Origin of the sequence: Lentzea albidocapillata subsp. violacea (assembly GCF_900100275.1) — a bacterium.
Taxonomy (GTDB): domain Bacteria; phylum Actinomycetota; class Actinomycetes; order Mycobacteriales; family Pseudonocardiaceae; genus Lentzea; species Lentzea violacea.
The window spans coordinates 380,623-407,507 of record NZ_FNET01000006.1 but is presented as its reverse complement, the minus strand read 5'-3'; the positions used below and the strand labels follow the sequence as shown (position 1 = coordinate 407,507).

The window sequence follows — 26,885 nt, the reverse complement described above, 5'->3', positions numbered from 1 at the left end:
TCGAGTTGACACCCCTTCACCCATGCAGCAAGAGCTGTGGCACGACTCGTGACGAAGCCACCCCACCCAGAACGTTCGGTAAGGACGGCTCGCCTCCGGCGTCGCGGATGGGATGCGTGCCCATGAGCGTGCGCTCGGACTGCTTGCCTGCGGCTAGGCCTTCTTCAGGGGGCGGGCGCCCAGTTCGTCTGCCAGTAGTTGGAGCACTACCGACTCCGGGTCCTTGGCCTGGAGCTCGTTCACCGTGCCTGGGTCTGCCGGGCGGGCGGCCTCGGCCAGCATTGCTTCTTCGTCGTCCGGTTCCGGCGGGAGCGGGTCGTCCGGCTCCGGGGGTTCCGGCGGGGGTGGGACGTCGTCGACCGGTGGGCGTGGGGCCGCCTGTTGTGGTTGTGGCTGGGGGCTTGTCTGCTGGTTTTGTGCCTGGCTTGGGCGGGTGGGGGCCGGGCGGGCCGCCTTTGCCTGGGTTGCCTGCTGTGGGGTGGCGCCTGGGGTGCCGTGGGTGCAGCGGACCTGCCAGGTGCCGCCCAGTACCGAGGCCAGGGCCGTGGCGATGGCCTCGGTGTTGCGGGATTCGGCCAGGCGGCGGGCCAGCGGGGCTGAGGTGTGGGTGATCGTGACTACGTTGCCGTCCACCTCGCTGACCACGGCGTTGGTCAGCATCGCCTCGGTGCTGCGGCTGGTCGCGCGGACCGCGGCGAGCAGGTCGGACCAGATTCGGCGGACCGCTGTCGCGTCCATGGCGCCGGAAGCAGGAGTGGAAGCAGCGGCGACGGGGGCGGCGGGCTGCGGGGGTGCGGCGGACGCGACTGGTGCGGCTGCCGGGGTTGGGGGCGCGGGCTGCTCGGGAACCGGAGTGGGCGCTGCCACCGGCGCCGGAGTCGCGGGCTGTGCTGGAACCGGAGTGGGCGCTGCTACCGGCGCCGGGCTGGCGGCAGGTGCGGGCTGGGACGCGGCCGGGGCTGCGCGCTGGGGTTCTGGTTGGGCTGGGGGCTGGTCCGCCGGCTGCTGGGACCTGCGGGTGAAGACCGGGGCGCCTGCGGGAGCGGCGGGGTCGCCTGAGGCCGCGATGGCTGCTGGTGGGCGGCGTTCCAGCTGTTCGAGGCGTTGGAGTAGGGCGGCTTCCGACTGGCTCACCGACGGCAGGAGCATTCGGGAGACCAGGAGTTCCAGCAGCAGGCGGGGGGCGGTGGCTCCTCGCATGTCGACCAGGCCCTGGTGGACGATCTCGGCGTAGCGGGTTAGGGCTGCCGGGCCGATTCGTTCTGCCTGGGCCGACATGGTGGCCACCTCGTCGTCCGGGGCGCTGACCAGGTTGCGGTCGGCGGCGTCCGGGACCGCGCAGAGCAGGACCAGGTCGCGGAGGCGGTCCAGCAGGTCGGAGGCGAAGCGGCGGGGGTCGTGGCCGGCGTCCACCAGGCGGTCGATGGTGCCGTAGACCGCTGCGCCGTCGCCTGCGGAGAGGCCGTCTACCACGTCGTTGATCAGGGCCGAGTCGGTGACGCCCAGGAGCGAGAGGGCTCGCTCGTACTTCACGCCGTCCGGGCCCGCGCCGGAGAGGAGCTGGTCCATGACTGACTGGGTGTCTCGGGCCGAGCCGCCGCCCGCGCGGATCACCAGCGGGAAGACGGAGGGTTCGACCGCCACGCCCTCGGCGGCGCAGTTGCGTTCGAGCAGGGAGCGCATGACGCCGGGCGGGATCAGGCGGAACGGGTAGTGGTGCGTGCGCGAGCGGATGGTCGGGAGGACCTTGTCCGGCTCGGTCGTGGCGAAGATGAAGATCAGGTGGTCCGGCGGCTCTTCCACGATCTTCAGCAGGGCGTTGAAGCCCTGCGTGGTGACCATGTGCGCCTCGTCGATGATGAAGACGCGGTACTTGGACTCGGCCGGGGCGTAGAAGGCCTTGTCACGCAGGTCGCGGGCGTCTTCCACACCGCCGTGCGAGGCCGCGTCGAGTTCGACGACGTCGACGGTGCCGGAGCCGTTCGGGGCGAGGCCTATGCAGCTGTTGCACTCGCCGCACGGATCGGGCGTCGGGCCCTGCACGCAGTTGAGCGAGCGGGCCAGGATTCGGGCCGAGGACGTCTTGCCGCAGCCGCGTGGGCCCGAGAACAGGTAGGCGTGGTTCACCCGGCCTGCCGACAGGGCGACGCGCAGCGGGTCGGTCACGTGCTCCTGGCCAACGACCTCGGAGAACGTGGCCGGACGGTACTTGCGATACAGAGCGAGCGCCACGCCGCAGACAGTACCGGTGGACCCCGACACAAAAAGGGGACCCCGTGCACCCACCAGAGCCCGCTTATCCTTGCTGCCTTCCGGCCCTGGGGAGGTTCGCGAGATGTGTGCCGCACGAGGTCCGACGCAAGTGTAGCGAACCCCTTAGATCGAACGTGTGTTCGAGTTGCCCACAGTGTTGTCCCCAGGTGTGGACAACTTCCGGCCGGTGGCGATCATCAGCAGGTCAGGGGCAGGAAGGTCGGGGATTCCGGACTCCCGGAAACGCTTGCGAGCACCCCAGAACGGGCTCTTCAACACATGGTCGAGGGCGGCCTGGGCCGGTTCGAGCGGCATCTCGCGGACGCGGCCCAGCGGGCGGGCGATGTCCTGGCCGTGGACGAGGAAGTCGACCAGCGGGTCGATCGGGGCGGCCATCGGCGCGCGCTTCGGCGAGGCGGCGGTCTCGCGGATCTGCGCGATCAACTCCGACCGGGTGAACCGTGCGGCGATCGCGCGGGCTTGCTCGTCCCCCATGCGCTCCCAGTCGAAGCGCGCCCTGACGACGCCGGTGAGCACGTCGCGCCAGCCCGTGCGGGTGGACGTGGTCAGGTGGGCGGCCATCGTCTGCATGGTCCAGCCGGCGCAGAGGGTGTCGCGCCGCCACTCGTCGTCGGTGAGGTCTTCGAGGAGGTCGGCGACGCTCAGGCGTTCGGCCTCCAGCCACTTCATGATCATTCTCGCCCCTCGATGGCGGTCAGCCTGCGGCGCAGGAAGTCCTGTTCGGATTCGGTGCCCGCGAGCGCGATGGCCTCGCGGTAGGCCTGGGCCGCCTCGGCGTCACGGCCCAGGCGGTGCAGCAGGTCCGCGCGGGCCGCCCGGTACGGGTGGTAGTCGCGCAACCTGGGTTCACCGGCTAGCGCGTCGAGCAACGCGAGGCCGGTCTCGGCGCCGTCGCGCATGGCGATCGCGGCGGCCCTGTTGAGTGCGACGACGGGCGACGGAGTGAGCTTGGTCAGCACGTCGTAGAGCGCCACGATCTGCGGCCAGTCGGTGCTGTCGAAGTCCGGCGCCTCGTCGTGCAACGCGTTGATCGCCGCCTGCACGCCGTACGGACCGTGCCCGCCCGTCAGCGCCCGTTCGGCCAGCGCGCTGCCCTCGTTGATCATGTCGCGGTCCCAGAGCGCGCGGTCCTGGTCCTCCAGCAGCTCGGCACGGGCGTCGCGGCGGGCGTGGATCAGCAGCATCAACGCCAGCAGCCCGGTGACCTCGCGGTCGGGCAGCAGGCCCCGCAGGATCCGCGCGAGCCGGATGGCCTCGCCGGCCAGTTCGTCGCGCTGGGCCGCGTAGCCCTCGGTGAAGATCGAGTAGACGGCCTGCAGCACGCCGGGCAGGCGTTCCGGGAGTTCGTGCGGGTCCGGCACGCGGAACGGGATGCGCGCCTCCTTGATCTTCTTCTTCGCGCGCACGATCCGCTGCTGCATGGTCGTGACCGGCACCAGGTAGGCCCGCGCGACCTCGGGCGTCGTGAAGCCGGCCAGGCAGCGCAACGTCAGCGCGCCGCGATCCTCCTCGGCCAGCGCCGGGTGCGCGCACGTGAAGAACAACTCCAGCCGCTCGTCCGGCAGGCCGTCCCTCACCTGCGGATCCGCGCGGTCGACCTCCACCTGTAGCAACGCCAGCCGGGCCGCGTAGACCTGATCACGTCGCAACCGGTCGACGGCCTTGCGGCGCGCGGTCGTGAGCAACCACGCGCCGGGCCGGTCCGGCACCCCGTCCACCGGCCAGTGCTTCAGCGCCGCCTCGATGGCGTCGGAGGTGACCTCCTCGGCCAGGTCGAGGTCGCCGAAGCGCTTGACCAGCGTCGCGAGCAGCCTGCCGCGCTCCTCCCGGAACACCTGCTCGACGTTCATGTGCTCAGAAGTCGAACTCGGCGATCGGCCGCACGACGACCGCCCCGCCGTCACGCGAGCCGGGACACTTCGCCGCCCACTCCAGCGCCGCGTCGAGGTCGGGCACGTCGATGATGTCGTAGCCGCCCAGCACCTCCCGGGTCTCGGCGAACGGCCCGTCGGTGACGGTGCGCCTGCCGTCCTGGCCGACCTGGACGGTGGTCGCGGTGACCAGGTCGGCCAGCGAGTGCCCGGAGACCAGGACGCCCGCGTCCCTCATCTCCTTCTCGTAGGCGATCCAGTCCTCGACCGTGCAGCTGGCCTGCTGGTCAGAGGCCGCGTAGATCAACAGCATGTACTTCACGATTGCCCTCCTCGGTCCGGTCTTACGGGATCACGACGAGCGGGCTGCCGCCAGATCGACACGGGCTTCGGAACTTTTTCCGGCGACCCCCGTTTTGGGCCCCGGAACACCCGTCCGGTAAGGTTCTCCACGGAGGATTCGCATAGCGGCCTAGTGCGCACGACTGGAAATCGTGTTGGGTTCACCCCCTCACGGGTTCAAATCCCGTATCCTCCGCTCGCTGACAAGGGCGCCGAACGTTCAACGTTCGGCGCCCTTGGTGCATTGTGAGGGCATGCTGCCTGAAGACCTGATGCTGTTGTTCATCAATGAGCAGAACGGCAAGCTGCGCACCGACTCCTCGTCGGTGGAGAACGCGCTCGCGGGCGCCGTGCTGATCGAGCTCGTGAACTCGGGGCGCGTCGCGTTCGATCCCAACGGCAAGAAGCTCCAGGTCGTCGATCCGACGCCGTTGAAGGACCCGTTGCTGCAGGAGTCGGTGGCACGGTTCGACAAGCCGATGAAGCCGCAACGGGCGGTGGAACGTCTGCGCAAGAAGGTGCGCGACAACGTGGCCGCGCAACTCGAAGGCCGTGGCGTCGTGCGGGTGGAGCCGAGGAAGGTGCTCGGGATCTTCCCGGCGAAGAGCTACGTGATCACCGACGAGACCGCGGCCGCTGGTGTCCGCAAGGCGGTCGGCGAGGTCGCGCTCGGGTACCGGGGAGCGGATGCGCGCACCGGTGCGCTGATCACGTTGCTGCACGCGGTCAAGGCCGTGCACAAGGTGTTCGACGGCGACAAGCGCGACATGACCAAGCGGGCCAAGGAGATCGCGGCCGGCAACTGGGCGGGTGACGCCGTGCGCAGGGCCCTCGAGGCGATCCAGGCGGGCGTGGTGGCCGCGACGGCCGCTGCCACCGCCGCGTCCCAGGCTGGATGACACGGCGGCGGCAGCGGCGGAGCGGTTACTTCTTCAGGCAGTCGATGAGGTCCTCGAGCGCGAACACGATCCGGTCGACGTTCGCGTCACCCGTGGACGGGCGGGCGCGGACGATCTGCGGGTCGTGGTCACTCGCCTGGTCGGCGAACTCGGCGTTGATGTGGACGACGTCGTAGCTGAAGCGCGTGATGTTCCTGCTCATCACAAGGTGGTCGAGCGTCTGCGAGTTGCCCTCGAAGACGTAGCTGTACCGCTCGTTCGCGGGCAGCGACTCGATCAGCGCCTTGAGGTTGCCGTCACCGGTCAGCGTCTTGAGCGCGGGCGAGAACTGGTAGTCGTTCAGGTCGCCGGCGAGGATGACGTTGGCGCTCTTGTCGATCGCGCGGAGCTGTTCCGTGAACGCCTTCAGCGACTTCGACTGCTCGCCTCGCTGCACCTCGGAGGTGCGGTTCGGCGGCTGGTAACGGCCGTGGATGGCCTGGTCGCCGCCCTTGGAGGCGAAGTGGTTCGCGACCACGAACACCGTGCGCCCGCGGAACTTGAACTCACCGGCGAGCGGCTTGCGGCTGTCCTCCCACGCCGGGTTCAGCGGGTCGATCCGGCCCGGTGACACGGAAAGTGCCGCGCGGCCCTTCTTCTTCACGACCTGGACGGGCGTCTTGAAGTCGCCGCCCGGACGGTCCACGAAGGACACCCGCTGCGGGTTGAAGAAGAAGCCGACCCGGATGTTGCCGCCGGGCTGGCCACCGTCCTTGAGGTTCTCCGGGTCGATCTGACGCCACTGGTAGCGCGGGCCGCCCTTGGCGACGATCGCGTCGGAGAGCTTCTGCAGCGTCTGGTCCGCCGCGACGACACCGTCGTTGGTCGCGCCGTTGTTGTCCTGGATCTCCTCCAGCACGACGACGTCCGGGCTGCGCAGGTTCGTCGTGACGCCCTCGGCGAGCCGGTCGAACTTGTCCTGCGGGTCGGACGGGTCGAGGTTCTCGACGTTGTAGGTCGCGACCGAAAGCTCGGCTTCCTTCTGCTGCGCGGTGATCTCGCGCTGCAGGTTGGCCGGCGTGTGCGCGCCGAGCGTCAGGGCGGCCAGCGTGTAGCCGCCGAAGTTCGTGTACTCGATGGCACCCACGGTCGCGCCGGCGAAGACGTCACCGACGTTGGCGGCGGGCAGCGTGCCAGCGGTCTTGATCTTCAGGCGGCCGCTGTTCTGCTGGTCGTAGCTCGGGTAGGTGGTGCCGCCGCGCTCGTTGCGGTTCTGGTCGGGGTTGACCGTCACCCAGGCCTCGCCGAACCTGTTGCTCGGGCCCACGACGCGGGCGTCGTCGACCTGGACCAGCGTGCCTTCGAGCGACTCGAAGTAGTCGAGGCCGTACTTCGCGGGCTCCAGCGGGAGCTGCTCGATGCTGCCGCCCGGAGCGGGCAGGTAGCCGGCCGGGACGTTCTTCACGACGACCGGCGCCGGGACGGGGTTGCCCTTGGAGACCGTGATCGTGGTGGGCGCGGTGATCTCGGTGAGGGTCTGGTTGGCACCCGTCTCACCGCCCGGCCGGTACTCCGCGATCGTGCCGCTGACCAGCACGCTGTCACCGACCGCGACGGTCGGCGCGGTGCCCGCGGTGTAGACGAACACGCCCTCGCTGGTGCGCGGGTCGGTGTCGGGGCCCGTCACGTCCTGGATCCAGAAGCCGCGGTCACCCGAGGCGCGCGTGCCGGTGACGACGCCGGGGACGTTGGTGACCTTCTGGCCGTTCAGCGGCGAGATGCGCGTGACGCCCTGGATGTCGTGGATGCGCTTATCGCCGGGGGTGGGGTCCGGGTCGGGATCGGGATCCGGGTCGCCGCCGCCCGGGGTCTCGCCCGCGGAGTTGGTCGGGGTGGGGTTGCCGGCGGTGAAGTCGGCGGAGTTGTCGTCGGTGTCGCCGAGCGCGGTGGCGCGGGACGCCGAGGTCGTGTTGCTCAGGGCGCCCGACGCGCTGCCCTCGCGCACGACCGCCGTGCCGTAGCCGACGAGGTCCTTGATCCGCGCGTCCGCGGCGCAGTCGGCGGCCGTCTTGCAGGTCAGCGCCGTGGTGCCGGAGACCAGTGCGATGGTGCCGTTGGTGGCGCTCATGGCGATCGTGCCGGTGGCGTCCGGGGCAGGCAGCTCGACGGTGCCGCCGGTGCCCCTGGCCTCGGCGACGAGGAACGTCTTGCCGGGCGCGATCGAGCCGCTCAGCGGGGTGACGCCCCACCGCGTGGTCGCGCCGGGGCTGGCCGAGATGTACTGGACGCTGTAGCCGTCCAGGCTGACCGCGCTCGCGCCCTTGTTGGCGAGCTCGACGAAGTCCTGCGTCAGCGTGGCGCCGGAGTTGCCGCCGCCTCCGTAGACCTCGGAGATCAGCGCGTCCGTGCTGGGTGCGGCGACGGCGGGGACGGCGGCGAGCACGAGTGCCGCCACCGCTGTCCCGACGACGGGCAGGGTGGGTCTCAAGACTTCCTCCAGGGAATGCGGCGGATCGACGCATCTTTCCCCGATCGGGTGAGCTTTGGTAGCCGTTGTTACTAACGGTTAACCGGTTGGCCCATCAAATATCACTCGAACAAGTGTTCGATCATGGTGTATGCTCCACTTCGGAACGCCGGCCAGTGGGCCCCTCCCAGGCACCGGCCGGCGTCCCTACATTCAGCCGGGTGGGGATTCCGAGCTACGAGCGCCGCTGCGCCGAGATCATCACCGGACCGCACTGCCGGTCTCTTCCCTGAACGAAGCTGACCTGGGCATACAGGTCCCGTCAACCCCGGACTGGACCCTCGACCAACTGCTGCGCCACGCGCACCGCTGGGCCGACTCGATGCTCCGCGACAGACTTCCGGAGATCGACTTCTCGCGCAACGGCGCGCAACTCGTGTCGTCGTATGAGGGTGAACGCGCGTCACGGCGGATGATGCACGAGCAGGAGTCCGATGCTGGCCGCGCTGCTCAGAGGAGGAACTGCCACCACGAATGCCACCGAACGTCAGAGCCCCGGTTGCCATGATCGGCAACCGGGGCTCTGAGCAGCGGTGGCGGTGGGATTTGAACCCACGGAGGCTTTCACCTCACACGCTTTCGAGGCGTGCTCCTTCGGCCGCTCGGACACGCCACCGGTAAGAACAATACACAGCCCGCGCGACTGGCTTAACGCTGGGTCCGGAAGAAGCGTTCGAGCAGATCAGCGCATTCCTGTGCCAGCACGCCGCCCTCCACCTCGGGCCGGTGGTTGAGCCGGCGGTCGCGCACGACGTCCCACAACGAGGCCACGGCGCCGGTCTTGGGCTCCCAGGCGCCGAAGACGAGCCGCGACACGCGTGCGAGGACCAACGCGCCGGCGCACATCGTGCAGGGTTCCAAGGTCACCGCGAGGGTGCAGCCGTCGAGGCGCCAGCCGTCGCCGTACTTCGCGGCAGCGGCGCGCAACGCCAGGATCTCGGCGTGTGCGGTCGGGTCGCCCAGCGTCTCGCGGGCGTTGCAGGCTTCGGCCAGGACGGTGCCGTCCGGTGCGAAGACGACGGCGCCGATCGGGACGTCCGCGCCCGCGTTCGTGGCCGCGTTGAGGGCGGCGCGGACCATGTCCTCTGAGGAGATCACGCTTGGATGGTGTCGAGCAGCTTCGTGAACTCGTCGATGAAGCCGACGCGCTGGGCGATCATCTGGAGCTGCTCGTCCGGGTAGAGGTCGACCTCGTCGACGATGATCTGGAGCTCGTGCGCGGGCATGCCGAGGTCGGTCAGGACGCCCAGGTCGCCTTCCGGCCAGAGCTCGTTGTCCTCCTCGTCCGGTGGGTCGACGCGCAGGAGGTCGAGGACGTCGGCCGCGATGTCGTAGTCGAGGGCGGCGGCCGCGTCGGACAGCAGCAGCGCGACGCCACCCGGCACGGGGCGCAGGATGATGAAGAACTCGTCGTCGACGGCGAGGAGCCCGAACACGGCTCCTGTCGACCTCAGTTGGCGCAGCTCCGTGATAGCCGCGTCCAGCTCCGACAGCGCGGAGCTGTCCATCCTGCTGCACCGCCAGCGGCCGTCCTCTCGGACGACCGCGACCGCGAAGCCGTTGACCGGCTCCTGCTGTGTCATGTGCACACCGTAGGGCCCAGACGACCTTCCCGGTAGCCGAGGTGGTGGCACCATCGGGAGATGAGCACAACTACGCCGGACCCGCGTCTCGCCGGACTGCTCGAAGGGGCCCGCTCGCTGCAGCCCCGCACGGTGGCGCTGCGTCGTCAGATCCACCGGCACCCTGAACAGGGACTTCACCTCCCCAGGACGCAGGCCGCGATCCTGCACGCGCTGGAGGAGTTGCCCGTCAAGGTCACGAAGGGCGAGTCGACGACCTCGGTCGTGGCGGTCCTCGAGGGCGACCGGCCGGGGCCGACGGTGCTGCTGCGCGGCGACATGGACGGCCTGCCGCTCCAGGAGGCGACGGGGCTGCCGTTCGCGTCCGAAGTGGACGGCAACATGCACGCCTGCGGTCACGACACGCACGTGGCGATGCTCGCTGCCTCCGCACGGCTGCTGGCGGACCGGCGGGACGCGCTCAAGGGCCGAGTTCTGTTCATGTTCCAGCCGGGCGAGGAAGGCCACCACGGCGCCCGGTACATGATCGAGGAGGGGCTGCTCGACGACGGCGTGGAGAAGGCGTTCGCGCTGCACATCACCTCGACGATGAAGTCGGGCGTGGTGACCTGCCGGCCGGGGCCGATGATGGCGTCCGCGGACATGTTCCACGTGCACGTGAAGGGGCGTGGCGGGCACGGCGCGATGCCGCACAACGCGCTGGACCCTGTGCCCGCGGCCGCGGCGATGGTCGGGGCGATCCAGACGATGCTCGGGCGGCGGGTGAGCGTTCACCAGCCCGCGGTGGTGACGGTCGCGCAGATCAACGCCGGTACGACGACGAACATCATCCCCGAGGTCGCGACGCTCGACGGGACGATCCGGACGTTGTCGGAGGAGACGCGGGCACTGGTCCACAAGGAGCTCAAGCAGGCCGTCAAGCACACGGCCGCCGCGTACGGGTGCCACGCCGAGGTCAGCATCGTGCCGGGGTATCCGGTGACGGTGAACGACGACGTCGTCGGGCAGCACGTGGTGGAGCTGGCGGCGACGGCGATGGGTCCTTCGTGGAGTGAGCCGATGCAGGACCCGCTGATGGGCGCGGAGGACTTCTCCTACGTGCTGCAGCGCGTTCCCGGCGCGTTGGCGTTCCTCGGGGCGTGCCCTCGCGGGATCGACCTGGAGCAGGCCGCGCCGAACCACTCGAACCGGGTGCTGTTCGACGAGGCCGCCATGGAGCACGGGGTCGCGATGTATGCGGCGTTCGCGCTGGACGCCCTCAGGTAGTTGCAGGTACGCCTCACACGGAATGATGGACGCCGTGCGAGACGTGTGCGTGATCGGACTGGGACTGATCGGCGGCTCCGTGCTGCGAGCCGCGAAGGCTGCCGGACGCACGGTGTGGGGTGCGACGGCGAGCAAAGAGGACGCGGACAAGGCACGCGCTGAGGGCTTCGACGTCGTGAGCGTGGACGAAGCCCTCAGCCGAAGCTCCGAGGCGCTCGTCGTCCTCGCCGTGCCGCTGCCCGCGTTGCCCGACCTGCTGCGCAAGGTTCCCGAGGGCACGAGACTCACGGACGTCACGAGCGTCAAAGGGCCCGTGCACGACGCCGTGCACCGGTACGCGCCGCACGCGCGCTTCGTCGGCGGGCACCCGATGGCCGGCACGAGCAGGAGCGGGTGGGACGCGGGCAGCGCGAGCCTCTTCGACAACGCCGCCTGGGTCGTCACGCCCGAGGAGGCCGACGACCACCTCAACGACGTCATCCGGCTCGCGCTCGACCTGAAGGCGCACGTGGTGCCGACGACGCCCGAGGAGCACGACGAGGCCGTGGCGCGGATCAGCCACCTGCCGCACATCATGGCGGCGATCCTCGCGTCGGTCGGGGCCGACGGCGGACCGCTCGCCATGGCGCTCGCGGCCGGCAGTTTCGGGGACGGCACGAGGGTCGCGGGCAGCCGTCCCGAGCTCGTCCGGGCGATGTGCGAGGGGAACCGGGACGCGCTGCTGACGGCGGTCGACGACGCACTGGGCAGGCTGGGTGCGGCCAGGGGTTCGCTGGCGTCCACCGGAGGCCTCGCCAAGACGATCGAGGCCGGTCACGAGGGCCGGAACGCGCTGGTCGACCAGCCGAACCGCACCCCGATCACGATCGACCTGACCAAGCCCGGAGCACTCGCCGCGCTGCGCAACCTCGGGTCTCGTGGGGGACGTGTGGTTGGTCTGAACGGCAGCACCGCCCAAGCGGAAACATCGTAGGGTCGCCGGGTGGATCGACGGACACTCGCCGGCGGGCTCGGTGGTCTGGCTCTCGTCGTCGCCGCCGTCGTGGCGCTCCGCAGCGGTGACGCGCCGGACACCCTCCGGAAGGAAGTCGCCGACGGCGTCGAGGTCGTCGCGCTCCAGGATCCGGTGAAGCCCGCGAACCCGAGGGCCCAGGCGCTCGACGCCGACGCGCTGCAGATCGCGTGGAACGGCTCGGCGTCCGCCTACGAGGTGCGCTGGAACGGCAACCAGCAGCTGGTGCCCACCCCCGAGGTCGAACTGCCCGGGCTCGATCCCGAGCAGGAGACCCAGGTCGAGATCCGGGCGGTCAGCGCCGTCGGCAAGCGCAGCGAGCCGCTCAAGATCGCCGCGAAGCCCAAGGACGTCTACGACGGCAAGTGGGACGACCAGCTCGTCGGGCAGCCGCACCGGTTCGGCGGCCCGGAAGCGCTCGACCCGCGCAAGTGGCGGGTCGAGGCGGACCCGGACTGCCTCGGCCTGCGGCCGTTCGGGCCGGGCAGGCGCATCGACGTCGACTGCCCGATGGCGGCCTTCCAGTCGAACACGCCCATCCGCTTCGGCATGCCGGCGAACGACGGCGCGACCGGCCGGGCGATCATCAGCGTCGCGGGCGCCGTCGAGTCGAGTCACGTGCGGCTGACGTTGCTGCCCGACCCGTGGCAGTACCTGCCGGAGACCGAGGCGCAGCCCAGGGGCGCGGTCAGCCTCGACATCACGACACAGGGCACCCGGATCGTCGCGGACCCCGCGCTGCCCCGCACCGGCAAGCAGGTCACCCTCGGCGACGCGCCCATGACCGGGCTCGTCGCGGGCGTGCGGCACCGGTGGGAGATGCGGGTGCTGCCGGACGCGGTGGTCGCGCTGCGGGACGGCATCGTGGTCGCCTACGAGCCCGTCGTGATCACGGAACGGGTGGTGCACCCGCGGATCCGTATCGACGGCGGCGGCTTCCTGGACGCGTTCGGCGTCGGGGGCGTGCCGGAACGCGTCGTGCCCACCGAGGTCGTCCCGCTCGACCGAGACGTCGAGGTACCGCGGGACGTCGTCGCGGCGAAGCTCGTCAAGGCCGGACAGGACGACCAGGTCACGATCACCGACGTGCCTCTCGACGCCGGGAGGATCGCCGCCCAGGAACAAGCGCGGCTCGTGGTCATCCGCAAGCCCGAGAGCCGTCCCGGCGCGCTCCCCCGGCTCGTGGACCGGCCCGGCGGCATCAAGACCGGCGGTCCCCGGCTGCACGTCATGCACGAGGACGGCGCGAAGCCCCCGCAGCCGTTGCCCGGCAGGGGACGCGTCCTCGTCACGGCCGAGCTCAACGGCATCGGCCACCGCGGCATCGAGCTCGAACTGGACGGCAGGCGGATCGTCGCGCTGCCCACCAACGAGCAGGGTCCCGGGGTCCCCGGCCGGCACGAGTTCTGGCTCGACACCTCGACACTGGCCTCCGCGTCCGACGCTCGGCTCAAGCTCAGCGTTCTTCCGGCGGACGGTGGCGAACCCGTTATCGCGGAAACCGTGTTCGAGCTGGAGTGAAGCCTTAGCGTGACCGCTATGAAGCGGGTCGTCCTCGTCGTCGCGGGACTCGCGCTGGTGGCGGGCGTGATCGTGCTGCGCGACACCGGCGGGGGCGACCTGCCCACGGCTCCTCCGCCGCCGACGAGGCTCAAGGCGTACGCGGCGGAGAAGTTCCTGGTGCCGGGCCCGCAGAACCGCCCGGCCACCCCGGCCGGCGTCGTCGCACGGGCCGGTCACCACAAGATCCAGCTCAACTGGACCGGCGACGCGCCCGCGTACGAGGTGCGGTGGGGCGAGCAGGTCAAACTCGTCACCCGGCCCGGCACCCAGCTCAACGGCCTGGAGAACGAGCGCGAGCAGCAGATCGACATCCGCGCGGTCGACGCGTTCGGCCAGCGCTCTCAGCCCGTCACGACCAGGGCGACCCCACGCGCCGACAACGCCCCGTACACGTTCGTCGACCGCTTCGACAGCCGGACCGGACCCGACCCGCAACGGTGGAGGCTCTCCAAGCGCACCGACTGCGCCCGCGCCACCTCGGGTGACGGGGACGACGACGACCGGCTCGTGATCAGCAGCAGTTGCGGCACCCGCGCGGTGACGCTGAGGTCGCGCACGCCGTTCGTCCGCAACGACGACGAGAGCCGTCTCGTGATCGAGACCGACGCCCCGAGCACCGGCGGCAAGCTGCTGCTCGACCTCGTACCGGGCCCGGTCAGCGTGCAGGGCGAACCGGTGCCGCCGAACACCGTGCGCGCCACGGTCTCCACGGACAACTCCGGCAACTCGATCGTCGAGCTCGTCCCGGACGGCACGACGGTCAAGCCCGTCCCGGCCGCGGTGCCGGGCCTGACGGTGCGCTGGGAGCTCGTGCTGACGCCCGCCGGTGTCCAGGTCGTGCGCGACGGCGACGTCCTCGCCACCTCGCCGTTCGTGCCGCAGTGGCGCGAGGCCACAGCTCTGATCGGTGTCGCGGCGCTGGCGGGCGACCGGATCCGCGCCGGCGTCGACCTGATCGGCTACCGCACCGCCAAGGCCGACGTCCCGCTCACCGGCCCGACGCCGCACGTGCGCGTGGACGGTCCGGTCAGCACCAGCACCAGCCCCCTCGCGGACGTCACCGCAGGTCAGCTGCGCATCGCGATCATCCCGTCACGCGAGAGCGAGCCCATCACCGCGGTCAAGGTCAACGGCATCCAGGTGCCGCTCAGGCCTGCCGTCGAGGGCTCGCCGTGGAAGCCGGGCGCGGAGTACCCGGCCGTCGCCGACCTGCCGGCGCAGGCCTTCACGGACAACCTGAACGTCCAGCTCGTCACCGAGGAACGAGTCCAGATCACCCACACCGACGTCGAGCTGACCGGCCCCGGGAGCAGTGCCCGGCGCGAGTCCGAGGCACCGCTGGTGGACGCGAAACCGACGCTCGCCGACCCGGTCCCCGAGATCCTGGACGCCAGTGGCCAGCCCATCGAGAACGGAGCCGCCTTCAGTCGCGGCCGCGTGGTCCTGGAGGTGCGCGTCAACGCCCTCGACGCGTCCGTGGCGGGGCTCGCCGGGTTCGAGATCAGGCTCGACGGCAACCACGTCGTGACCATCCCGACCACGGCGGACGGACCTGCCGCAGCGGGCCGGTGGCGGATTTCACTCAACACGGGCGGGCTGCCCGCCGGAGCGCACGCCATCGAGGTGAAGGCCTTCAGCACCGATTCAGAGGTGCACCCCGAAACGGGTTACGTTCCTTTTTTGCTCAAGCCGTGAGTGGCGCAAGATGGGGGCATGGCACGCGCACTGATCATCGACGCCGCCCGCACGCCGTTCGGCAGGTACCGGGGAGGTCTCTCCGGCATCCGGGTGGACGACCTCGCGGCGCTGCCCATCGTCGACCTGCTGCGCCGCTACCCGTCGCTCGACCTGGCGCGCATCGACGACGTGCTGCTGGGTGACGCGAACGGCGCCGGCGAGGACAACCGCAACGTCGCCCGGATGGCCTCGTTGCTGGCGGGACTGCCGGTCTCCGTGCCGGGCGCGACGCTGAACCGGCTGTGCGCCTCGGGCGGTGAGTCGATCATCCAGGGCGCTCGGGCGCTGATCACCGGGGACGCCGACCTGATCGTCGCCGGCGGGGTCGAGGGGATGTCGCGGGCGCCGTTCGTGACGGCACGTCCGGACAAGGCCTTCCCGGACCGGCTGGAGACCGTGTCGACGGCGCTGGGCTGGCGGCTCGTGAACCCGCGCATGCCCAAGCACTACACCGTGCCGCTGGGGCTGGCCGCCGAGAACGTGGCTCACGAACTCGGCATCACGCGCGACCAGATGGACAGCTTCGCCCTCCGCTCGCACCGTCGTGCCGCCGCCGCCTGGGACGCGGGCGTGCACGAGGGGTTCGCGTTCCCCGTGCAGCTGCCGGACGGGACGGCGATCCGGCGCGACGAGAACGTCCGCGCGGACACCAGCCTCGAGAAGCTCGCGAAGCTGAAGCCCGCGTTCTCGGAGACCGGGTCGGTGACGGCGGGCAACGCGTCGCCGTTGAACGACGGCGCACTCGCTGCTTTGCTTGGTACGGAAGCGATCGCGTCCGAACTGGGTGTCGAGCCGCTGGGTGAGGTGCTCGGGTCGGCGGCGACCGGCGAGGAGCCGCACCGGTTCACGATCGCGCCCGTCTCGGCGATCCGGAAACTGTTGAAGCGCCTGCACATCGAGGCCGGTCAGGTCGACCTGTGGGAGATCAACGAGGCCTTCGCGGCGATGGCGTTGTCGGTGGTGCACCACCTTCCCGAGATCGACAAGGAGAAGGTCAACGTCCACGGCGGCGCGATCGCCTACGGGCACCCGCTCGGCGCCTCGATGCCGCGCGTGATCATCGACCTGTGCCGCCACCTGCGGGCTCGTGGTGGCGGCGTCGGCATCGCGGCGGCGTGCGTCGGTGTCGGCCAGGGCGTGGCGGTCGCGGTCCGCGTCTAGTCCTTCGAGTGCAGGATGTCACGCGCCTGTTCGGCCGCGCGGACGATGCTCTCACTGACGAAGTCCAGGAACCGTGCGATGTTCTCCAGCCGGACGGCCGCGGGCGTGCCGGGGCCGAGGCTGCTGACGCCCTGGCGCGCGGCCTCGGCCAGCGTGGTCGTGCCGGCCGCGCTCGCGATCATCGACTGGTACCAGATGTCGCCGTCGTCGACGACGTAACGCTCGCGGCGGCGTTCGTCGCGCACGCGCCCGATCAGGCCCTGACTCTCCAGGTAGGACATGGCCTTCGAGACCGACGCCGGACTGACCCCTAGGTGCCCCACCAGTTCTGACGCGGTCAGGCTGCCGGAGTCGGTAGCGTAGAGGCTCGCGAGCGCCCTCGCCGTCATCTTCGGCAGGCCCTGGCCCATGAAGATGCCCGAGAACACCTCCTCGAACTCCCGCACGGCCTCCGGGTCGCGTCCGTCGGCGCGGTCTACCACCTGCCGCCGGGGGGCAGACTGCTTGCGGCGCTGCGCCCGGCGTTCGGTGGCGAGGTGGGCGATGTCGGCCTTGTAGCCGGCCGGGCCTCCGTTGCGCATCACCTCGCGCGTGATCGTCGAGGTCGGCCGGTCGAGGCTCCTCGCGATCTCCGCGTAGGCGAGGCCGTCGGCCAGGCCGAGGGCGATCTGGCGACGTTCCTGCTGGGTGAGTCGACCTCCTGGCATGCGCCGATCATAGCGTTCACCGACACTTCATTGCAACGCTCGTTGCATTAGATCTACAACCCGTTGCAACGATCTTGTGGCTTTTAGCTGCAGTTATGCGTTCTCGTCGCAACGAAGTTGTTGGCGAGATCTGGAAACGCAACGTAGCTTTTCGCTCATCAGAAACAACGAGCCACAGGAGCCAGAGATGCAGACCTTCGCCACCCCCGCCCCCATCGCCGCCCTCCTCGACATCCCCGCGGGCCGCGTCCGGTTCATCGCCGCCGACCGCTCCGACACCGCCGTCGAGGTCCTGCCGGCCGACGCCTCGCAGAGCCGCGACGTGAAGGCCGCCGAGAAGATCGCGGTCGACTTCGCCGACGGCGTCCTGCGCATCCGGGCCGAGGCCGGCAGCAAGATCCTCGGTTCGTCCGGCGCCGTCGAGATCACCGTCCAGTTGCCCGCCGGCTCCCGCGTCGAGGCGAAGGCCGCCAGCGCCGAGTTCCGCGGCGTCGGCCGGCTCGGCGACATCGCCTTCGAGGCCGCGCAGAGCGACATCAAGATCGACGAAGCCTCGAACGTCCACGTGCAGACGCAGGCCGGTGACGTCACGGTGGGCCGCCTCAACGGTTCCGCCGAGATCAGCACCCAGAAGGGCAACATCACCGTCGCTTCCGGACTCTCGGCCTCCCTGGACGCCGGCACCTCCTACGGCCGCATCACCAACTCGCTGCGCAACGACGGCACGGCCGGCATCACGATCCGCGCCACCACGTCGTACGGCGACATCACCGCCCGCAGCCTCTGACCACACACCACTTCTGGGGAGAAAAACATGAGCACCGCCGCCAACTACCAAGCCGCAGAACAACTCCTCCGCCGCATCGCCCGCCCCGGCGAACTCGTCGTCGGTGACAAGGTCCGTCCACAATGGATCGAAGACGGCCGGCGCTTCTGGTACCAGGTCCGCGACGGCGACGACCGGCAGTTCATCGTCGTCGACCCGGCCGCGGGCACCCGCACCCCCGGCTTCGACCCGATGCCGTTCGTCGCGGCGCCGGGCAACCCCCTGGAGGGCTCCTCCCCCGACGGCAAGGTCGCGGTCTCGCGGCGCGGCCAGGACCTGTGGGCCCGCTCCGGTGAACGCGAGTGGGCGCTCACGACCGACGGCGAACAGGACTACGGGTACGGCTACGGCCCGGACGTCCTGAGCTACCGCATGCTGATGCGCAAGTTCGGCCTGCCGCACATGCCCCCGGCCCTGGCCTGGTCGCCCGACTCGGCGAAGGTGCTCGCCCACCGCACCGACCAGCGCAAAGTCCGCCAGACCCACCTCGTCGAGTCGCGCCCGGCCGACGGCGGCGCCCCGGTGACGCACACCCAGCGCTACGCCTACCCCGGCGACGCCGACCTGCCGTTCGCCGAGCTCGTCGTCTTCGACATCGCCGCGGGCACGACGGTCCACGCCCAGTGCGACCCACTGCTCATGCCGGAGGTCTCGCCGATCGCGGCCGGCTGGGCGTGGTGGTCCGAGGACAGCGCGACCGTCTACTTCCTCACCCGCCCCCGCGACCAGCGCACCCTGACCCTGAACCGGATGGACGCCTCGACGGGCGAGGTCACCGTCGTGCTCAGCGAGACGGGCACCACCCGCGTCGGCCCCAACCAGCTGATCTATGGCATGCCGCTCGTCCGGGTGCTGGCCGACGAGGTGCTGTGGTTCTCGCAGCGCGACGGCTGGGGCCACCTCTACCGCTACGACCTGCACACCGGCGAGCTGCTCGGCCAGGTCACCACCGGCCAGTGGCTGGTCCGCGAGATCCTGCACGTCGACGAGACGAACCGGCTCGTCTCGTTCACGGCCAGCGGGCTGGTCGCGGACGACCCGTACCGGCGCACGGTGTGCCGGATCGGACTGGACGGCACCGGCTTCACGGTCGTCACGGACGACTCGCTGGACCACGTCGTCACGGTCGCTCCGCACGGCGAGTACTTCGTCGACTCGGCGTCCACTGTGGACACGCCGCCGGTGACGACCGTGCGTTCCTGGACGGGTGAAGTGCTGGTCTCGTTGGAGGAGGCAGACATCAGCCGGATGATCGCCACGGGCTGGACCGCACCGGAGCGCTTCCGCGTCAAGGCGGCCGACGGCACCACGGACATCTACGGCGTGCTCTACAAGCCACGCGACTTCGACCCGGCGCAGACCTATGCCGTGGTGGACAGCGTTTATCCCGGCCCGCAGGCCACGAGGGTCGAGCCGTGCTTCGACCCCGGCGGCATGGGGTTGGACGGGGAACCTTTGGCAGCGGTCGGTTTCGTGGTGGTCGCACTCGACGGACGCGGCACACCGGGCCGTTCGAAGGCCTTCCTCGACGCCTCGTACGGCCGGTTGGCCGACGCGGGCAGTTTGGAGGACCACGTCGCGGCACTGCACCAACTGGCGGAGTCACGGCCGTGGATGGACCTCTCCCGGGTGGGCGTGATGGGCCACTCCGGCGGAGGATTCGCCGCGGCACGAGCGATGCTGGACTTCCCGGAGACCTTCAAGGCCGGTGTCTCGTTGTCCGGCTCGCACGACGCCACGTGCTTCATGCAGGGATGGGCGGAGACCGTCGACGGCCCGGACAACCCCGAGGCCTGGACGCGGGCGTCGAACGTCGGGATCGCGGCCAGGCTCGAAGGAAAGCTGCTGCTCATCCACGGCGAACTGGACGACACGGTGCACCCGGACCAGTCACTGCGGCTGGCCGACGCGCTGATCGCCGCCGGCAAGGACTTCGAGCTGCTGATCGTGCCGGGGGCCGAGCACCTGCTCCTCGACCGGCTCGCCTACGTGCGGACGCGGTCCTGGGACTTCCTGGTGCGGGCGTTGATGGGGGTCGAGCCGCCCGCCTACCGGCCGGCGCCGATCGTGATCGACCCCGAGGTGCTGGGAGAGATGCTCTAGCGAGCGGACTTCACCTCGGTCAGGAACGCCGACCACGCCTTGTCCGACACGGGCAGGTGCGTGGTCGGCGCCTTGCTGTCGCGGATGCCGACGCCACGACCAACCTCGACACAGTCGCTCGATGTGCCGCTGTAGCTGCTCTTCCGCCAGACCGCCATGTGCCAGTCCCCTCACGTCAGCAAGCTGCTGATCAACTCCCTTGATTGTTCCTCATCCAAGGCCTGGGCGACGAGTGCCTTCACCACTTCGTCGTAGGTGGTGATCGAGCCCTTGTCCTCCAGGAACAGGTGGGAGTTGTGGCTTTCCAGGTAGACCACCGGCTCGAACTTCTCGTAGGCCAGCCTGGTGAACGAGCCCGCGAGTCCGGCGTGCACGCCGATCGAGAGCGGCACGATCCTCACGCTGATGTATGGCCGGATCGACAGGTGGAGCAGCTCGTTCAGCTGCGCGACCATCAACTCGACACCACCGACCTGCAGCCGCAAGGCCTGCTCGTGGATGCAGAAGATGAACTCACGGCTTGGGTGGAAGATCGCTTTCCGCCCCACCTTGACTGCAACGATCTCGGCCACCTGCTCGGCCTTGATCTTCGGAACCGCGCTCACAACCTCGGCCGAGTACTGCGGCAGCTGGAGCAGGCCGGGGATGAGATCCATCGCCCACACGAAGATCTTGTTGGCCAAGCGTTCCTGTTCGATCAACGTGTGCAACTGGTTCGGCACGCCGTCTTCGTTGAACTCCAGGTAGCCCTTCTCTCGGCTCTCCCGGTAGAGCGCGAGCAAGCGGCGGGCTTCGTCAGGCGGTGTCTGGCAGAGGCCGAGGAGCATCGCGAGCTCGACCTCCGTGACGCCGCCCTTGCCGTTGACCAGGTCGGAGACCTTGGCCTGCTCGAAGTCGAGCAGCTCGGCGATCCTGCGCTGGGACATACCGGTGGCCTGGATGACGTCACGAATGGCATCACCGAACGAGCGACCGACCACGCTCGAAAATCGTTTCGGCATGGTCGGAAGCTAGAAGGTCGAACCGCCGCCTTCCATCGTTTGGATGCGACTCGCCACGAAGGAAGTACTTCTTGGAGCGGTTCTAAATCCGCTTCGAGATCAGCGGGTACTCGACGACCAGGCCGTTGGGGTCGACCTTGATGTTCTGCTCGAACCCGCCGCTCTTGAACCGCACCACCGAGACCTCGTCGCCCACGGACACGGTCCGGTAGGTCTGGGTGACGGCCTTCACCGACAGGTCCGGCAGCGACACCCGCACGACGGGCAGCGCGTGCTCGCCCGGTTCGCGGTGCAACCCCAGACGCCGGATCGGGATGGCGTTGAACAGCACGGCGAACTGGACGTCGACGTCCAGCGCGTCGTTGAACGTCTCGCGTTTGCTGCCCTGGCCGTGGTCGACCAGCCAGGCGCCGTCCTCGGTGCGGGAAAGCGAGCACTGGCGCTCTTCCAGCACTGTCGCCGTGCGCAGCAGCAGCCGGTTCACCTGGCCGCTCTCGCCCACGGACACCTCGAAGGAGGCGTTGAACTGCTCGTTGGGGCCGGCGGCGACGAGACGGCCCGACGCGCGGAGGCGCTGGTCGCTCGACAGGAGCAGGCGGACCTGCTCGAGGCGCGGCTCGTGGATGCCCTGCCAGGTGATCATCTCGGGCCGGCGGGCAGAAGGAGAGCGGGTCTCTCCGGTGGAGGTGACCCGCCCCGCGTCAGTGGTGTTGAAGGAGTTCACTCATCCACCTGGAAGGATGTCCTTGATCTTCTCGGCGACCGAGTCGACCTGGTCTTCGTGACCGAACTTGCCGGCGACGAAGTCCGCCGCGGCGTCAACGCCCTGGTCGACCTTCTCGTGGTTCTGCTCGGCCAGGTCCAGGGCCTTGTTCTTGATCTCGTCGAAGTTCATGTGGTGCTCCTTCGTCCCTGACGCAGGGTACCCGAGTAGGCCCCGCGTGTTGATAGCCGCGATCACGTTAACCGTGCCTGGACAAGTCGGCTCGGCGACAACGAAGATGTCGTCACCGCCGCCTGGTCGGCCGCCGTCGCGGTCAGAACCAGGAGGAAGTTGCATGACACGGCTCCTGCGTGGAGTTATGTCCGCAGTACTGCTGTTGCCGCTCGTCGCGGTCTCCTCGGCCAACGCCACGGCCGATGTTCAGGGGAAAGCGAAGTTCACGGTGACGACCACGGCCACGAGCGTCGCGGCCCGCAGTGACCGGCGTCCGGTCGCGGGCGGTGTCCACGACAAGAAGGCGAACAGGACGTTCATCTCGTGGGCCGGTCAGTACGAGGACAGCTACGTCCAGTCGTACGACCACCGCAAGTCCACTTGGTCCACTCCGAACCGGATCGCGGACGGTGCGTCGGACGCCCACAACTACCCGACCATGGTCCAGGCCAAGGACGGGCACCTGCTCATCTTCCGCGGCATGCACAACGTCGAGTTGCGCATGTCCCGTTCGCCCGAGCCCCACTCGGCCGACGGCGTCTGGGAAGAGACGCTGATCTCGAAGAACGCGGCCACGTACCCGATGCCGTTCGTCACCCGCGACGGCACGATCTACGTGTTCTACCGCGAGACGACGCGTGACCTCGACGGCACGACGCCGACGGACACGCGTCCGATGCTTTACGTGGTGTCCAAGGACAACGGCAGGACGTGGAAGACCTCCACGGACCTGACCGGGGACCGCTTCGCGATCGGCTCGACCGCCCGCGCGGACAACATGAACGAGATCTACATCGGCCAGCTCCGCCAGGAGGAGAACGGCCGCGTGCGGATCGTCTACACGCTCGCGGGCGGCGGGCCCGAGGGCAACAAGCACGACCGCTACCACCGCAACATCTACTACACGTGGTTCGACCCGCAGAACCGGCACTTCTACTCGGCGTCCGGCAAGGACCTGGGCACCCAGATCGACGACGCCGACCAGGAGAGGCACCTGAAGGTCGCGGAGACCCCGTTGGCCCTGCCGAACAAGGTGAAGTCGCCCGACTACATCCAGCAGGTCGGCACGATCCTGGGCCGGCCGTTCCTGTTGTGGTTCATGGGCGACGAGGCCGGTGGCCCACTGCGCAACTACCTGTCCACTTGGAACGGTCGAAGCTGGGAGACCAGGGAGGTCGCCCGGGGCCTGCGCACCCGTGAGGTCGAGAAGGTGGATCCGTTCACGTGGCGTGTCTACGCCACCGAGGACGGCAAGCCGAACGTGAACACGTACCTGGTGCGGCTGGGCCGTTCCTGGTCGCCGGAGACCGTCATCCCGACGGCCAAGCCGGTGCAGCGCGTCGAGATCGTGCAGAACTTCCGCGATCCCGCCCGCGCGATCTTCTCGGGAGCGTCGTCCAACCGGGACGTCGCGATCGCCGACGGCGACATCTACGTGGCGGGCTTCAGCCGCCGGTAGGTCGTTCCGAGGAAAGGCAAACGCCCCCTGCTCCGGCGCGGAACCAGGGGGCGTTCGTCTAGGGGCTAGCGGCCTGGATCAGGCGCCGGCCTTGTTGCGACGGACCACGAACAGCGCACCGACACCGGCGCCGACGAGGACCAGACCGCCGAGCAGCGGCCACAGGATCGACGCACCGGTCGACGCGAGGTCGTCCTCGCCGCCACCCGGAGCCGGGTTGGCCGGGGTGGTGGAGGTGGTCGGAGTGGTGGTCTCCGGCGTCGTGGTGGTCGTGGCGGTGGTGGTCGTCGTGGTCGGCTGGGTCGGGCCGGTGCCGGCCTTCCAGGTGGCCTTGGCTTCCTTCTCGACCTTGGCCTTCTGCGGCTGCGCGACGACGAGCGACTGAGCAACGTTGTCCGAGCTCTTGTTGTGGGCGACGAAAAGGCGACCCACCGCGATGTCGGCCTGCGCCGAGAGCTTGAAGGTGGCCTGGCCGTCCGGCGTGCCGGTCGGCACGATCACGGAGAACTCAGAGATCTTCTCGGTGCCCTTGATCGAAAGCCCGTCGGACTTCTGCTGCACGTCGAGCGGCTTGCCGTCCTTGCCGACGACGGTGACGCCCGCGGGCAGGTTGCCGGTCAGCTTGACCTCGTCAGCCGTGGTCTTGACCTCGAACGGGCCGATCGGCGTGCCGGGCACGCCTTCCTTGGACTCCGGGGTGATCGTCAGCGTCGGCTTCGGCGCGGCCTCCGGGGTGGCCTTCGCGAGGAACGTCTTGTAGAGCTCGACGACCTGAGGGTCGTTTTTCTTGTTGTTGACGTCGAGCTTGGCGTCGTCGGAGAAGTGCCAGAGCGCGGCCTGCGTGGCCGCGATGATGTCTTCCTTGTTCAGGTCCTTGATCGGGAACTCGTCCTTGACTTCCTTGACCGACTTGTTCGGGTAGGAGCGGTTCAGGATCCAGAGCACCTTGCCGGGGTTCTCACCCGTGAACTTGGTGTTCTTGCCGGGGTGCTTCTCCCAGTCGACTTCCTTGAGGATGTCGTCGTCGAGGAGCGGGGTCGGCAGCTCGACGCAGTAGGCGAAGACGTTGGAGCGGTTCTCGTCGTCCGTGATGCGGAGCTTGATGACCGAGGTGGGCTCGTCCTTCGGCACCTCGACGTTGTCCTTGTCGAGGACCTTGAGCCACACCCTGTGCCCCTGCTCCGAGCCACCGCGGTCCGGCGTGATCGTGACGTCGGCGTGGGCCGGAAGGGCCGAGAACGCGAGGGCGGCGGTGGCGCCGAGCAGCGCCGTGCCGATCCTGAACCGGGAAGCCATTGGTCTCCTCTTGCTCACTGAAGTTAGCCCGAACGCGGCGGGAAGTCGTCATCCGTCGGGACGGCCGGCACGTCGTCATCGACACTGAACCGACAGGAAGCGAGCGGGACGTTATCCGATGGGGTGACACACGTATGAGTGAGGTAAGGAGAGGATGCTACACAGGCAGTGAGCAGCGAAAACATACTCACGGTGTCCACAGTGGATAGGGTCGCGATGCATTCATTCCGTCAGGTGACGTTAAATTCGTTGCCGAACAGTTATCGACCGCGACGTTTCGCTACGGATGACTGCCGCGGTCGGTTCAAGACCTAGGCCACCATTTCGGTAACTTCTGCCGGTCGAATGTCGCCGGGGCGCAGTGAGGTGCCGCGCAGGCACATCTCCCTGGGTTCCGGGCGGTCGCCGGTGAGAATCCACCTCGTCAGCCCGGCCAACTGGTAGGCGATCAGCGGCGGGACGGCGTCGCCCACGTGCCGGTACGCGTTGCCGAGGATCGAGACGTCGAACTTGAACTGGCGCGGGAACCCTTGCAGCAGAGCCATCTCGCGGACCGTGCACAGGCGGTGCTGGACCGGGTGGGCATAACGCCCGTTGCCGACGTGGCCGCATTCCCGCTTGATCGTTCGGGCCGGTTCGTCCCACCACAACCGGCCGTAGACATCGGGGTGCGAACCCCAGTTCTGCTGCTCGACGATCTTGCGTTGTGCGGGGTTCAGCAACTCCGCGGTCTCCGGTGAGCGGAGCAGGTCGGCCCACGATCCGCCGTTCGCCGGAATTGCACGCATTCTTTCTAGACTGCGGTCCTGGGAAAAGGTCGGCGAGACGTGAATGGGGTCTTCCAGGTCCGCGACGCCGGCCTCGAGGACGGGCAGCTTGCCGATCGCGCGCCGGACCGTGACGGCCGACGGGCGGATGACCCGGCCCGCCCACAGGTCGTCGAGCGTGAGCAGCGGCAGGCCGCCGTCTACCGCCACCATCAACGTCCGCTCGCGCAGTTGCGGCAGGCCGAACCTGGACAGCATGTGCGTGCCGCCCCAGACGGAGTACCCGATTCGGGTGAGTTCCTCGGCGAGGCTGTCGAAGTGGTGACGCTGCTTGCCCTTGACGAGCTCGCGGGCGTTCTCCATCAGCACGACCTTCGGGCGCAGCTCCTGCGCGTACACCGCGATCCGGCCGACCAGGGAGTTCCGCGGGTCGTCACGCAGGTGGTTCTGGGAGGTGATGCGGCTGAAGCCCGAGCACGGCGGGCACGCGAGCAGCACGTCCAGCTCCCCCCGCTGCAGGCCCCACACCTCGCGCAACGCCGCGGGCGAGACCTTCGCGAGGTCGACCTCCAGCGGGTCGACGCCGATGTTCGCGCGGTAGGTGTCGTTGCAGCGCAACGAACCCAGCTTCGAGCTGGGCTTGCCGATCTGCGCGTCGGCGGCACCGACGACCCGGAAGTCGCGGTGGGCGTGGAAGCCGAAGCTCATGCCGCCCGCACCCGAGAAGATGTCGGCCACCGAGAAGGACACGGCGAGATCGTACGGGCGAGGCGCCGAGGACCTTTCCCTGACATCCCGTACCTTTCCCGCCTATGGAGCTGCCGCGCGCCTGGCAACGGCCTGACCCGTTGCGCGGACTCGACAGGATTTCCTGGAGCGAGGTCTACGACGGCCGGGGTGGCGCCGGTCGCGTGCCCCGCCTGCTGCGCTCCCTGATGGACCCCAGCGAGGCCGAGCGGCAGAGCGCGCTCTCACAGCTCGCTGAGCGGATTCTCACCGACGACACGGTGTCCGAGGCCTCGTTCTGCACCGTGCCGTTCCTGGTGGAGCTGGGAGCCTCGTACAAGGTCGCCGGGGACGTGCGGGACCGGGTGATCTTCCTGCTGGCCGCCATGGCGTTGGCGGGCAAGGGGTTCACCGAGGACGGACGGCGCACGCACCGCCGGTGGAACGCCCTCGGCCGGGAACTTCCGAGAACCGCTCCGGACTGGTTGACGCAGACCCGGCACGCCGTCGCCCAGGGTGCGCCCAAGATCTTCGAGGCGCTGGCGTCCGAACGGGTCGCCTGCCTGGTCGCGCTGGCGTGCGCGGTGCCGGAGAAGCTGCCGCCGTTCGTCGGCGGCCTGATGAACGACATGGTCGAACTGCGGGGCGAGGAGATGCTCGCGGACGCCGCCGAGATCGCCGTGGCGTTGCTGAAGGACTCGCCCGAGTTACTGGGCGTCGACCTGCCGAAGGTGCTGGGCGAAGGGCTGGTGCGTCCGGTGCACCAGCCCCGCGAGGTCGCCGCCGCCCTGATGGGCTACCGGTTCGCCCTCATCTCCGCGTACGGCGACGAGGGCGCCTGGTAGGCGT

The 26,885-nt window shown here is 69.3% G+C and carries 25 protein-coding genes, 2 tRNA genes and 1 other RNA gene; 12 read left to right on the top strand and 16 right to left on the bottom strand.

The features are described from left to right. Positions 1-153: 153 nt before the first annotated feature. From BLR21_RS17195 to BLR21_RS17175, 5 genes are all read right to left on the bottom strand, one after another. Positions 154-2,232, bottom strand: coding sequence for a DNA polymerase III subunit gamma and tau (locus tag BLR21_RS17195; protein ID WP_090006807.1), 2,079 nt, complete (start codon positions 2,230-2,232; stop codon positions 154-156). Positions 2,233-2,262: 30 nt separating this feature from the next. After that, positions 2,263-2,359, bottom strand: an RNA gene (ffs, locus tag BLR21_RS17190) — signal recognition particle sRNA small type. Positions 2,360-2,376: 17 nt separating this feature from the next. Continuing rightward, entirely contained in the window at positions 2,377-2,949 is a 573-nt protein-coding gene (locus BLR21_RS17185; protein ID WP_090006806.1) for a maleylpyruvate isomerase family mycothiol-dependent enzyme, read from the bottom strand. Then, positions 2,946-4,124 (bottom strand): RNA polymerase sigma factor, encoded by a 1,179-nt coding sequence (locus BLR21_RS17180; RefSeq protein ID WP_090006805.1) that lies wholly within the window; start codon positions 4,122-4,124, stop codon positions 2,946-2,948. Before BLR21_RS17180 ends, BLR21_RS17185 begins: the two co-directional genes overlap by 4 nt. 4 nt (positions 4,125-4,128) lie before the next feature. Next, complete coding sequence (locus tag BLR21_RS17175; protein WP_090006804.1) at positions 4,129-4,467, bottom strand: YciI family protein; 339 nt, start codon at positions 4,465-4,467, stop codon at positions 4,129-4,131. A 131-nt stretch (positions 4,468-4,598) separates the two neighbouring features. Between BLR21_RS17175 and BLR21_RS17170 the strand changes: the two genes are divergently transcribed. After that, positions 4,599-4,683, top strand: a tRNA-Ser gene (locus BLR21_RS17170). A gap of 58 nt (positions 4,684-4,741) precedes the next feature. Next, positions 4,742-5,386 carry a GOLPH3/VPS74 family protein gene (locus tag BLR21_RS17165; protein ID WP_090006803.1) on the top strand — a complete coding sequence of 215 codons (645 nt, stop codon included), beginning with the start codon at positions 4,742-4,744 and terminating at the stop codon, positions 5,384-5,386. A 25-nt stretch (positions 5,387-5,411) separates the two neighbouring features. Here the strand turns inward: BLR21_RS17165 and BLR21_RS17160 are convergent, their stop codons facing one another. Continuing rightward, on the bottom strand, positions 5,412-7,853 hold the full coding sequence (locus tag BLR21_RS17160) for an endonuclease/exonuclease/phosphatase family protein (RefSeq protein WP_256334736.1): 2,442 nt from the start codon (positions 7,851-7,853) through the stop codon (positions 5,412-5,414). Between the two features lie 130 nt (positions 7,854-7,983). On the opposite strand from BLR21_RS17160, the gene BLR21_RS44690 reads away from it, so the two are divergent. Further along, positions 7,984-8,400 carry a maleylpyruvate isomerase N-terminal domain-containing protein gene (locus BLR21_RS44690; RefSeq protein WP_420843889.1) on the top strand — a complete coding sequence of 139 codons (417 nt, stop codon included), beginning with the start codon at positions 7,984-7,986 and terminating at the stop codon, positions 8,398-8,400. Positions 8,401-8,423: 23 nt separating this feature from the next. On the opposite strand, the gene BLR21_RS17155 is transcribed toward BLR21_RS44690, so the two are convergent. The 3 genes from BLR21_RS17155 to BLR21_RS17145 all read right to left on the bottom strand — a co-directional run bounded on the left by BLR21_RS17155 (position 8,424) and on the right by BLR21_RS17145 (position 9,475). Beyond that, a tRNA-Ser gene (locus BLR21_RS17155) sits at positions 8,424-8,508 on the bottom strand. Between the two features lie 32 nt (positions 8,509-8,540). After that, positions 8,541-8,972 (bottom strand): nucleoside deaminase, encoded by a 432-nt coding sequence (locus BLR21_RS17150; protein WP_218130897.1) that lies wholly within the window; start codon positions 8,970-8,972, stop codon positions 8,541-8,543. Positions 8,973-8,986: 14 nt separating this feature from the next. Continuing rightward, on the bottom strand, positions 8,987-9,475 hold the full coding sequence (locus tag BLR21_RS17145) for a tRNA adenosine deaminase-associated protein (protein WP_030477652.1): 489 nt from the start codon (positions 9,473-9,475) through the stop codon (positions 8,987-8,989). A gap of 60 nt (positions 9,476-9,535) precedes the next feature. On the opposite strand from BLR21_RS17145, the gene BLR21_RS17140 reads away from it, so the two are divergent. From BLR21_RS17140 to BLR21_RS17120, 5 genes are read left to right on the top strand one after another with little or no spacing between them, the layout of a single operon-like run. Next, complete coding sequence (locus BLR21_RS17140; protein WP_090006799.1) at positions 9,536-10,741, top strand: M20 metallopeptidase family protein; 1,206 nt, start codon at positions 9,536-9,538, stop codon at positions 10,739-10,741. Between the two features lie 25 nt (positions 10,742-10,766). Then, entirely contained in the window at positions 10,767-11,714 is a 948-nt protein-coding gene (locus tag BLR21_RS17135; RefSeq protein ID WP_256334735.1) for a prephenate dehydrogenase, read from the top strand. A gap of 9 nt (positions 11,715-11,723) precedes the next feature. Continuing rightward, on the top strand, positions 11,724-13,274 hold the full coding sequence (locus BLR21_RS17130) for a fibronectin type III domain-containing protein (RefSeq protein WP_090006797.1): 1,551 nt from the start codon (positions 11,724-11,726) through the stop codon (positions 13,272-13,274). An 18-nt stretch (positions 13,275-13,292) separates the two neighbouring features. Further along, positions 13,293-15,011 carry a hypothetical protein gene (locus BLR21_RS17125; protein ID WP_090006796.1) on the top strand — a complete coding sequence of 573 codons (1,719 nt, stop codon included), beginning with the start codon at positions 13,293-13,295 and terminating at the stop codon, positions 15,009-15,011. 18 nt (positions 15,012-15,029) lie between these two features. Beyond that, complete coding sequence (locus BLR21_RS17120) at positions 15,030-16,214, top strand: thiolase family protein (RefSeq protein ID WP_090006795.1); 1,185 nt, start codon at positions 15,030-15,032, stop codon at positions 16,212-16,214. On the opposite strand, the gene BLR21_RS17115 is transcribed toward BLR21_RS17120, so the two are convergent. Then, a complete protein-coding gene (locus BLR21_RS17115; RefSeq protein WP_090006794.1) occupies positions 16,211-16,921 on the bottom strand; it encodes a GbsR/MarR family transcriptional regulator in 711 nt (236 codons plus the stop codon). The two genes, BLR21_RS17120 and BLR21_RS17115, sit on opposite strands and share 4 nt — an antisense overlap. A 187-nt stretch (positions 16,922-17,108) precedes the next feature. On the opposite strand from BLR21_RS17115, the gene BLR21_RS17110 reads away from it, so the two are divergent. Both BLR21_RS17110 and BLR21_RS17105 read left to right on the top strand, forming a co-directional pair. Beyond that, a complete protein-coding gene (locus BLR21_RS17110) occupies positions 17,109-17,708 on the top strand; it encodes a DUF4097 family beta strand repeat-containing protein (protein WP_090006793.1) in 600 nt (199 codons plus the stop codon). 27 nt (positions 17,709-17,735) lie between these two features. Continuing rightward, entirely contained in the window at positions 17,736-19,850 is a 2,115-nt protein-coding gene (locus tag BLR21_RS17105; RefSeq protein ID WP_090006792.1) for a S9 family peptidase, read from the top strand. On the opposite strand, the gene BLR21_RS17100 is transcribed toward BLR21_RS17105, so the two are convergent. The 4 genes from BLR21_RS17100 to BLR21_RS17085 all read right to left on the bottom strand — a co-directional run bounded on the left by BLR21_RS17100 (position 19,847) and on the right by BLR21_RS17085 (position 21,746). Next, entirely contained in the window at positions 19,847-20,008 is a 162-nt protein-coding gene (locus BLR21_RS17100; RefSeq protein ID WP_090006791.1) for a DUF397 domain-containing protein, read from the bottom strand. The genes BLR21_RS17105 and BLR21_RS17100 overlap by 4 nt on opposite strands. Positions 20,009-20,020: 12 nt before the next feature. Further along, positions 20,021-20,851 (bottom strand): Scr1 family TA system antitoxin-like transcriptional regulator, encoded by an 831-nt coding sequence (locus tag BLR21_RS17095; RefSeq protein WP_090006790.1) that lies wholly within the window; start codon positions 20,849-20,851, stop codon positions 20,021-20,023. Between the two features lie 82 nt (positions 20,852-20,933). Further along, complete coding sequence (locus BLR21_RS17090) at positions 20,934-21,575, bottom strand: putative glycolipid-binding domain-containing protein (RefSeq protein WP_090006789.1); 642 nt, start codon at positions 21,573-21,575, stop codon at positions 20,934-20,936. After that, positions 21,576-21,746, bottom strand: a complete 171-nt coding sequence (locus BLR21_RS17085) for an antitoxin (RefSeq protein ID WP_090006788.1) — start codon at positions 21,744-21,746, stop codon at positions 21,576-21,578. Between the two features lie 187 nt (positions 21,747-21,933). Between BLR21_RS17085 and BLR21_RS17080 the strand changes: the two genes are divergently transcribed. Beyond that, complete coding sequence (locus BLR21_RS17080; RefSeq protein WP_256334734.1) at positions 21,934-23,247, top strand: BNR-4 repeat-containing protein; 1,314 nt, start codon at positions 21,934-21,936, stop codon at positions 23,245-23,247. Between the two features lie 78 nt (positions 23,248-23,325). Here the strand turns inward: BLR21_RS17080 and BLR21_RS17075 are convergent, their stop codons facing one another. Together BLR21_RS17075 and BLR21_RS17070 are read right to left on the bottom strand one after the other, a co-directional pair. Further along, positions 23,326-24,543, bottom strand: a complete 1,218-nt coding sequence (locus BLR21_RS17075) for a thioester domain-containing protein (protein WP_090006786.1) — start codon at positions 24,541-24,543, stop codon at positions 23,326-23,328. A 311-nt stretch (positions 24,544-24,854) separates the two neighbouring features. Beyond that, entirely contained in the window at positions 24,855-26,060 is a 1,206-nt protein-coding gene (locus tag BLR21_RS17070) for a DNA cytosine methyltransferase (protein ID WP_256334733.1), read from the bottom strand. 62 nt (positions 26,061-26,122) lie between these two features. Between BLR21_RS17070 and BLR21_RS17065 the strand changes: the two genes are divergently transcribed. Beyond that, positions 26,123-26,881 (top strand): hypothetical protein, encoded by a 759-nt coding sequence (locus tag BLR21_RS17065; protein WP_090006785.1) that lies wholly within the window; start codon positions 26,123-26,125, stop codon positions 26,879-26,881. The last annotated feature ends 4 nt before the right edge of the window (positions 26,882-26,885 follow it).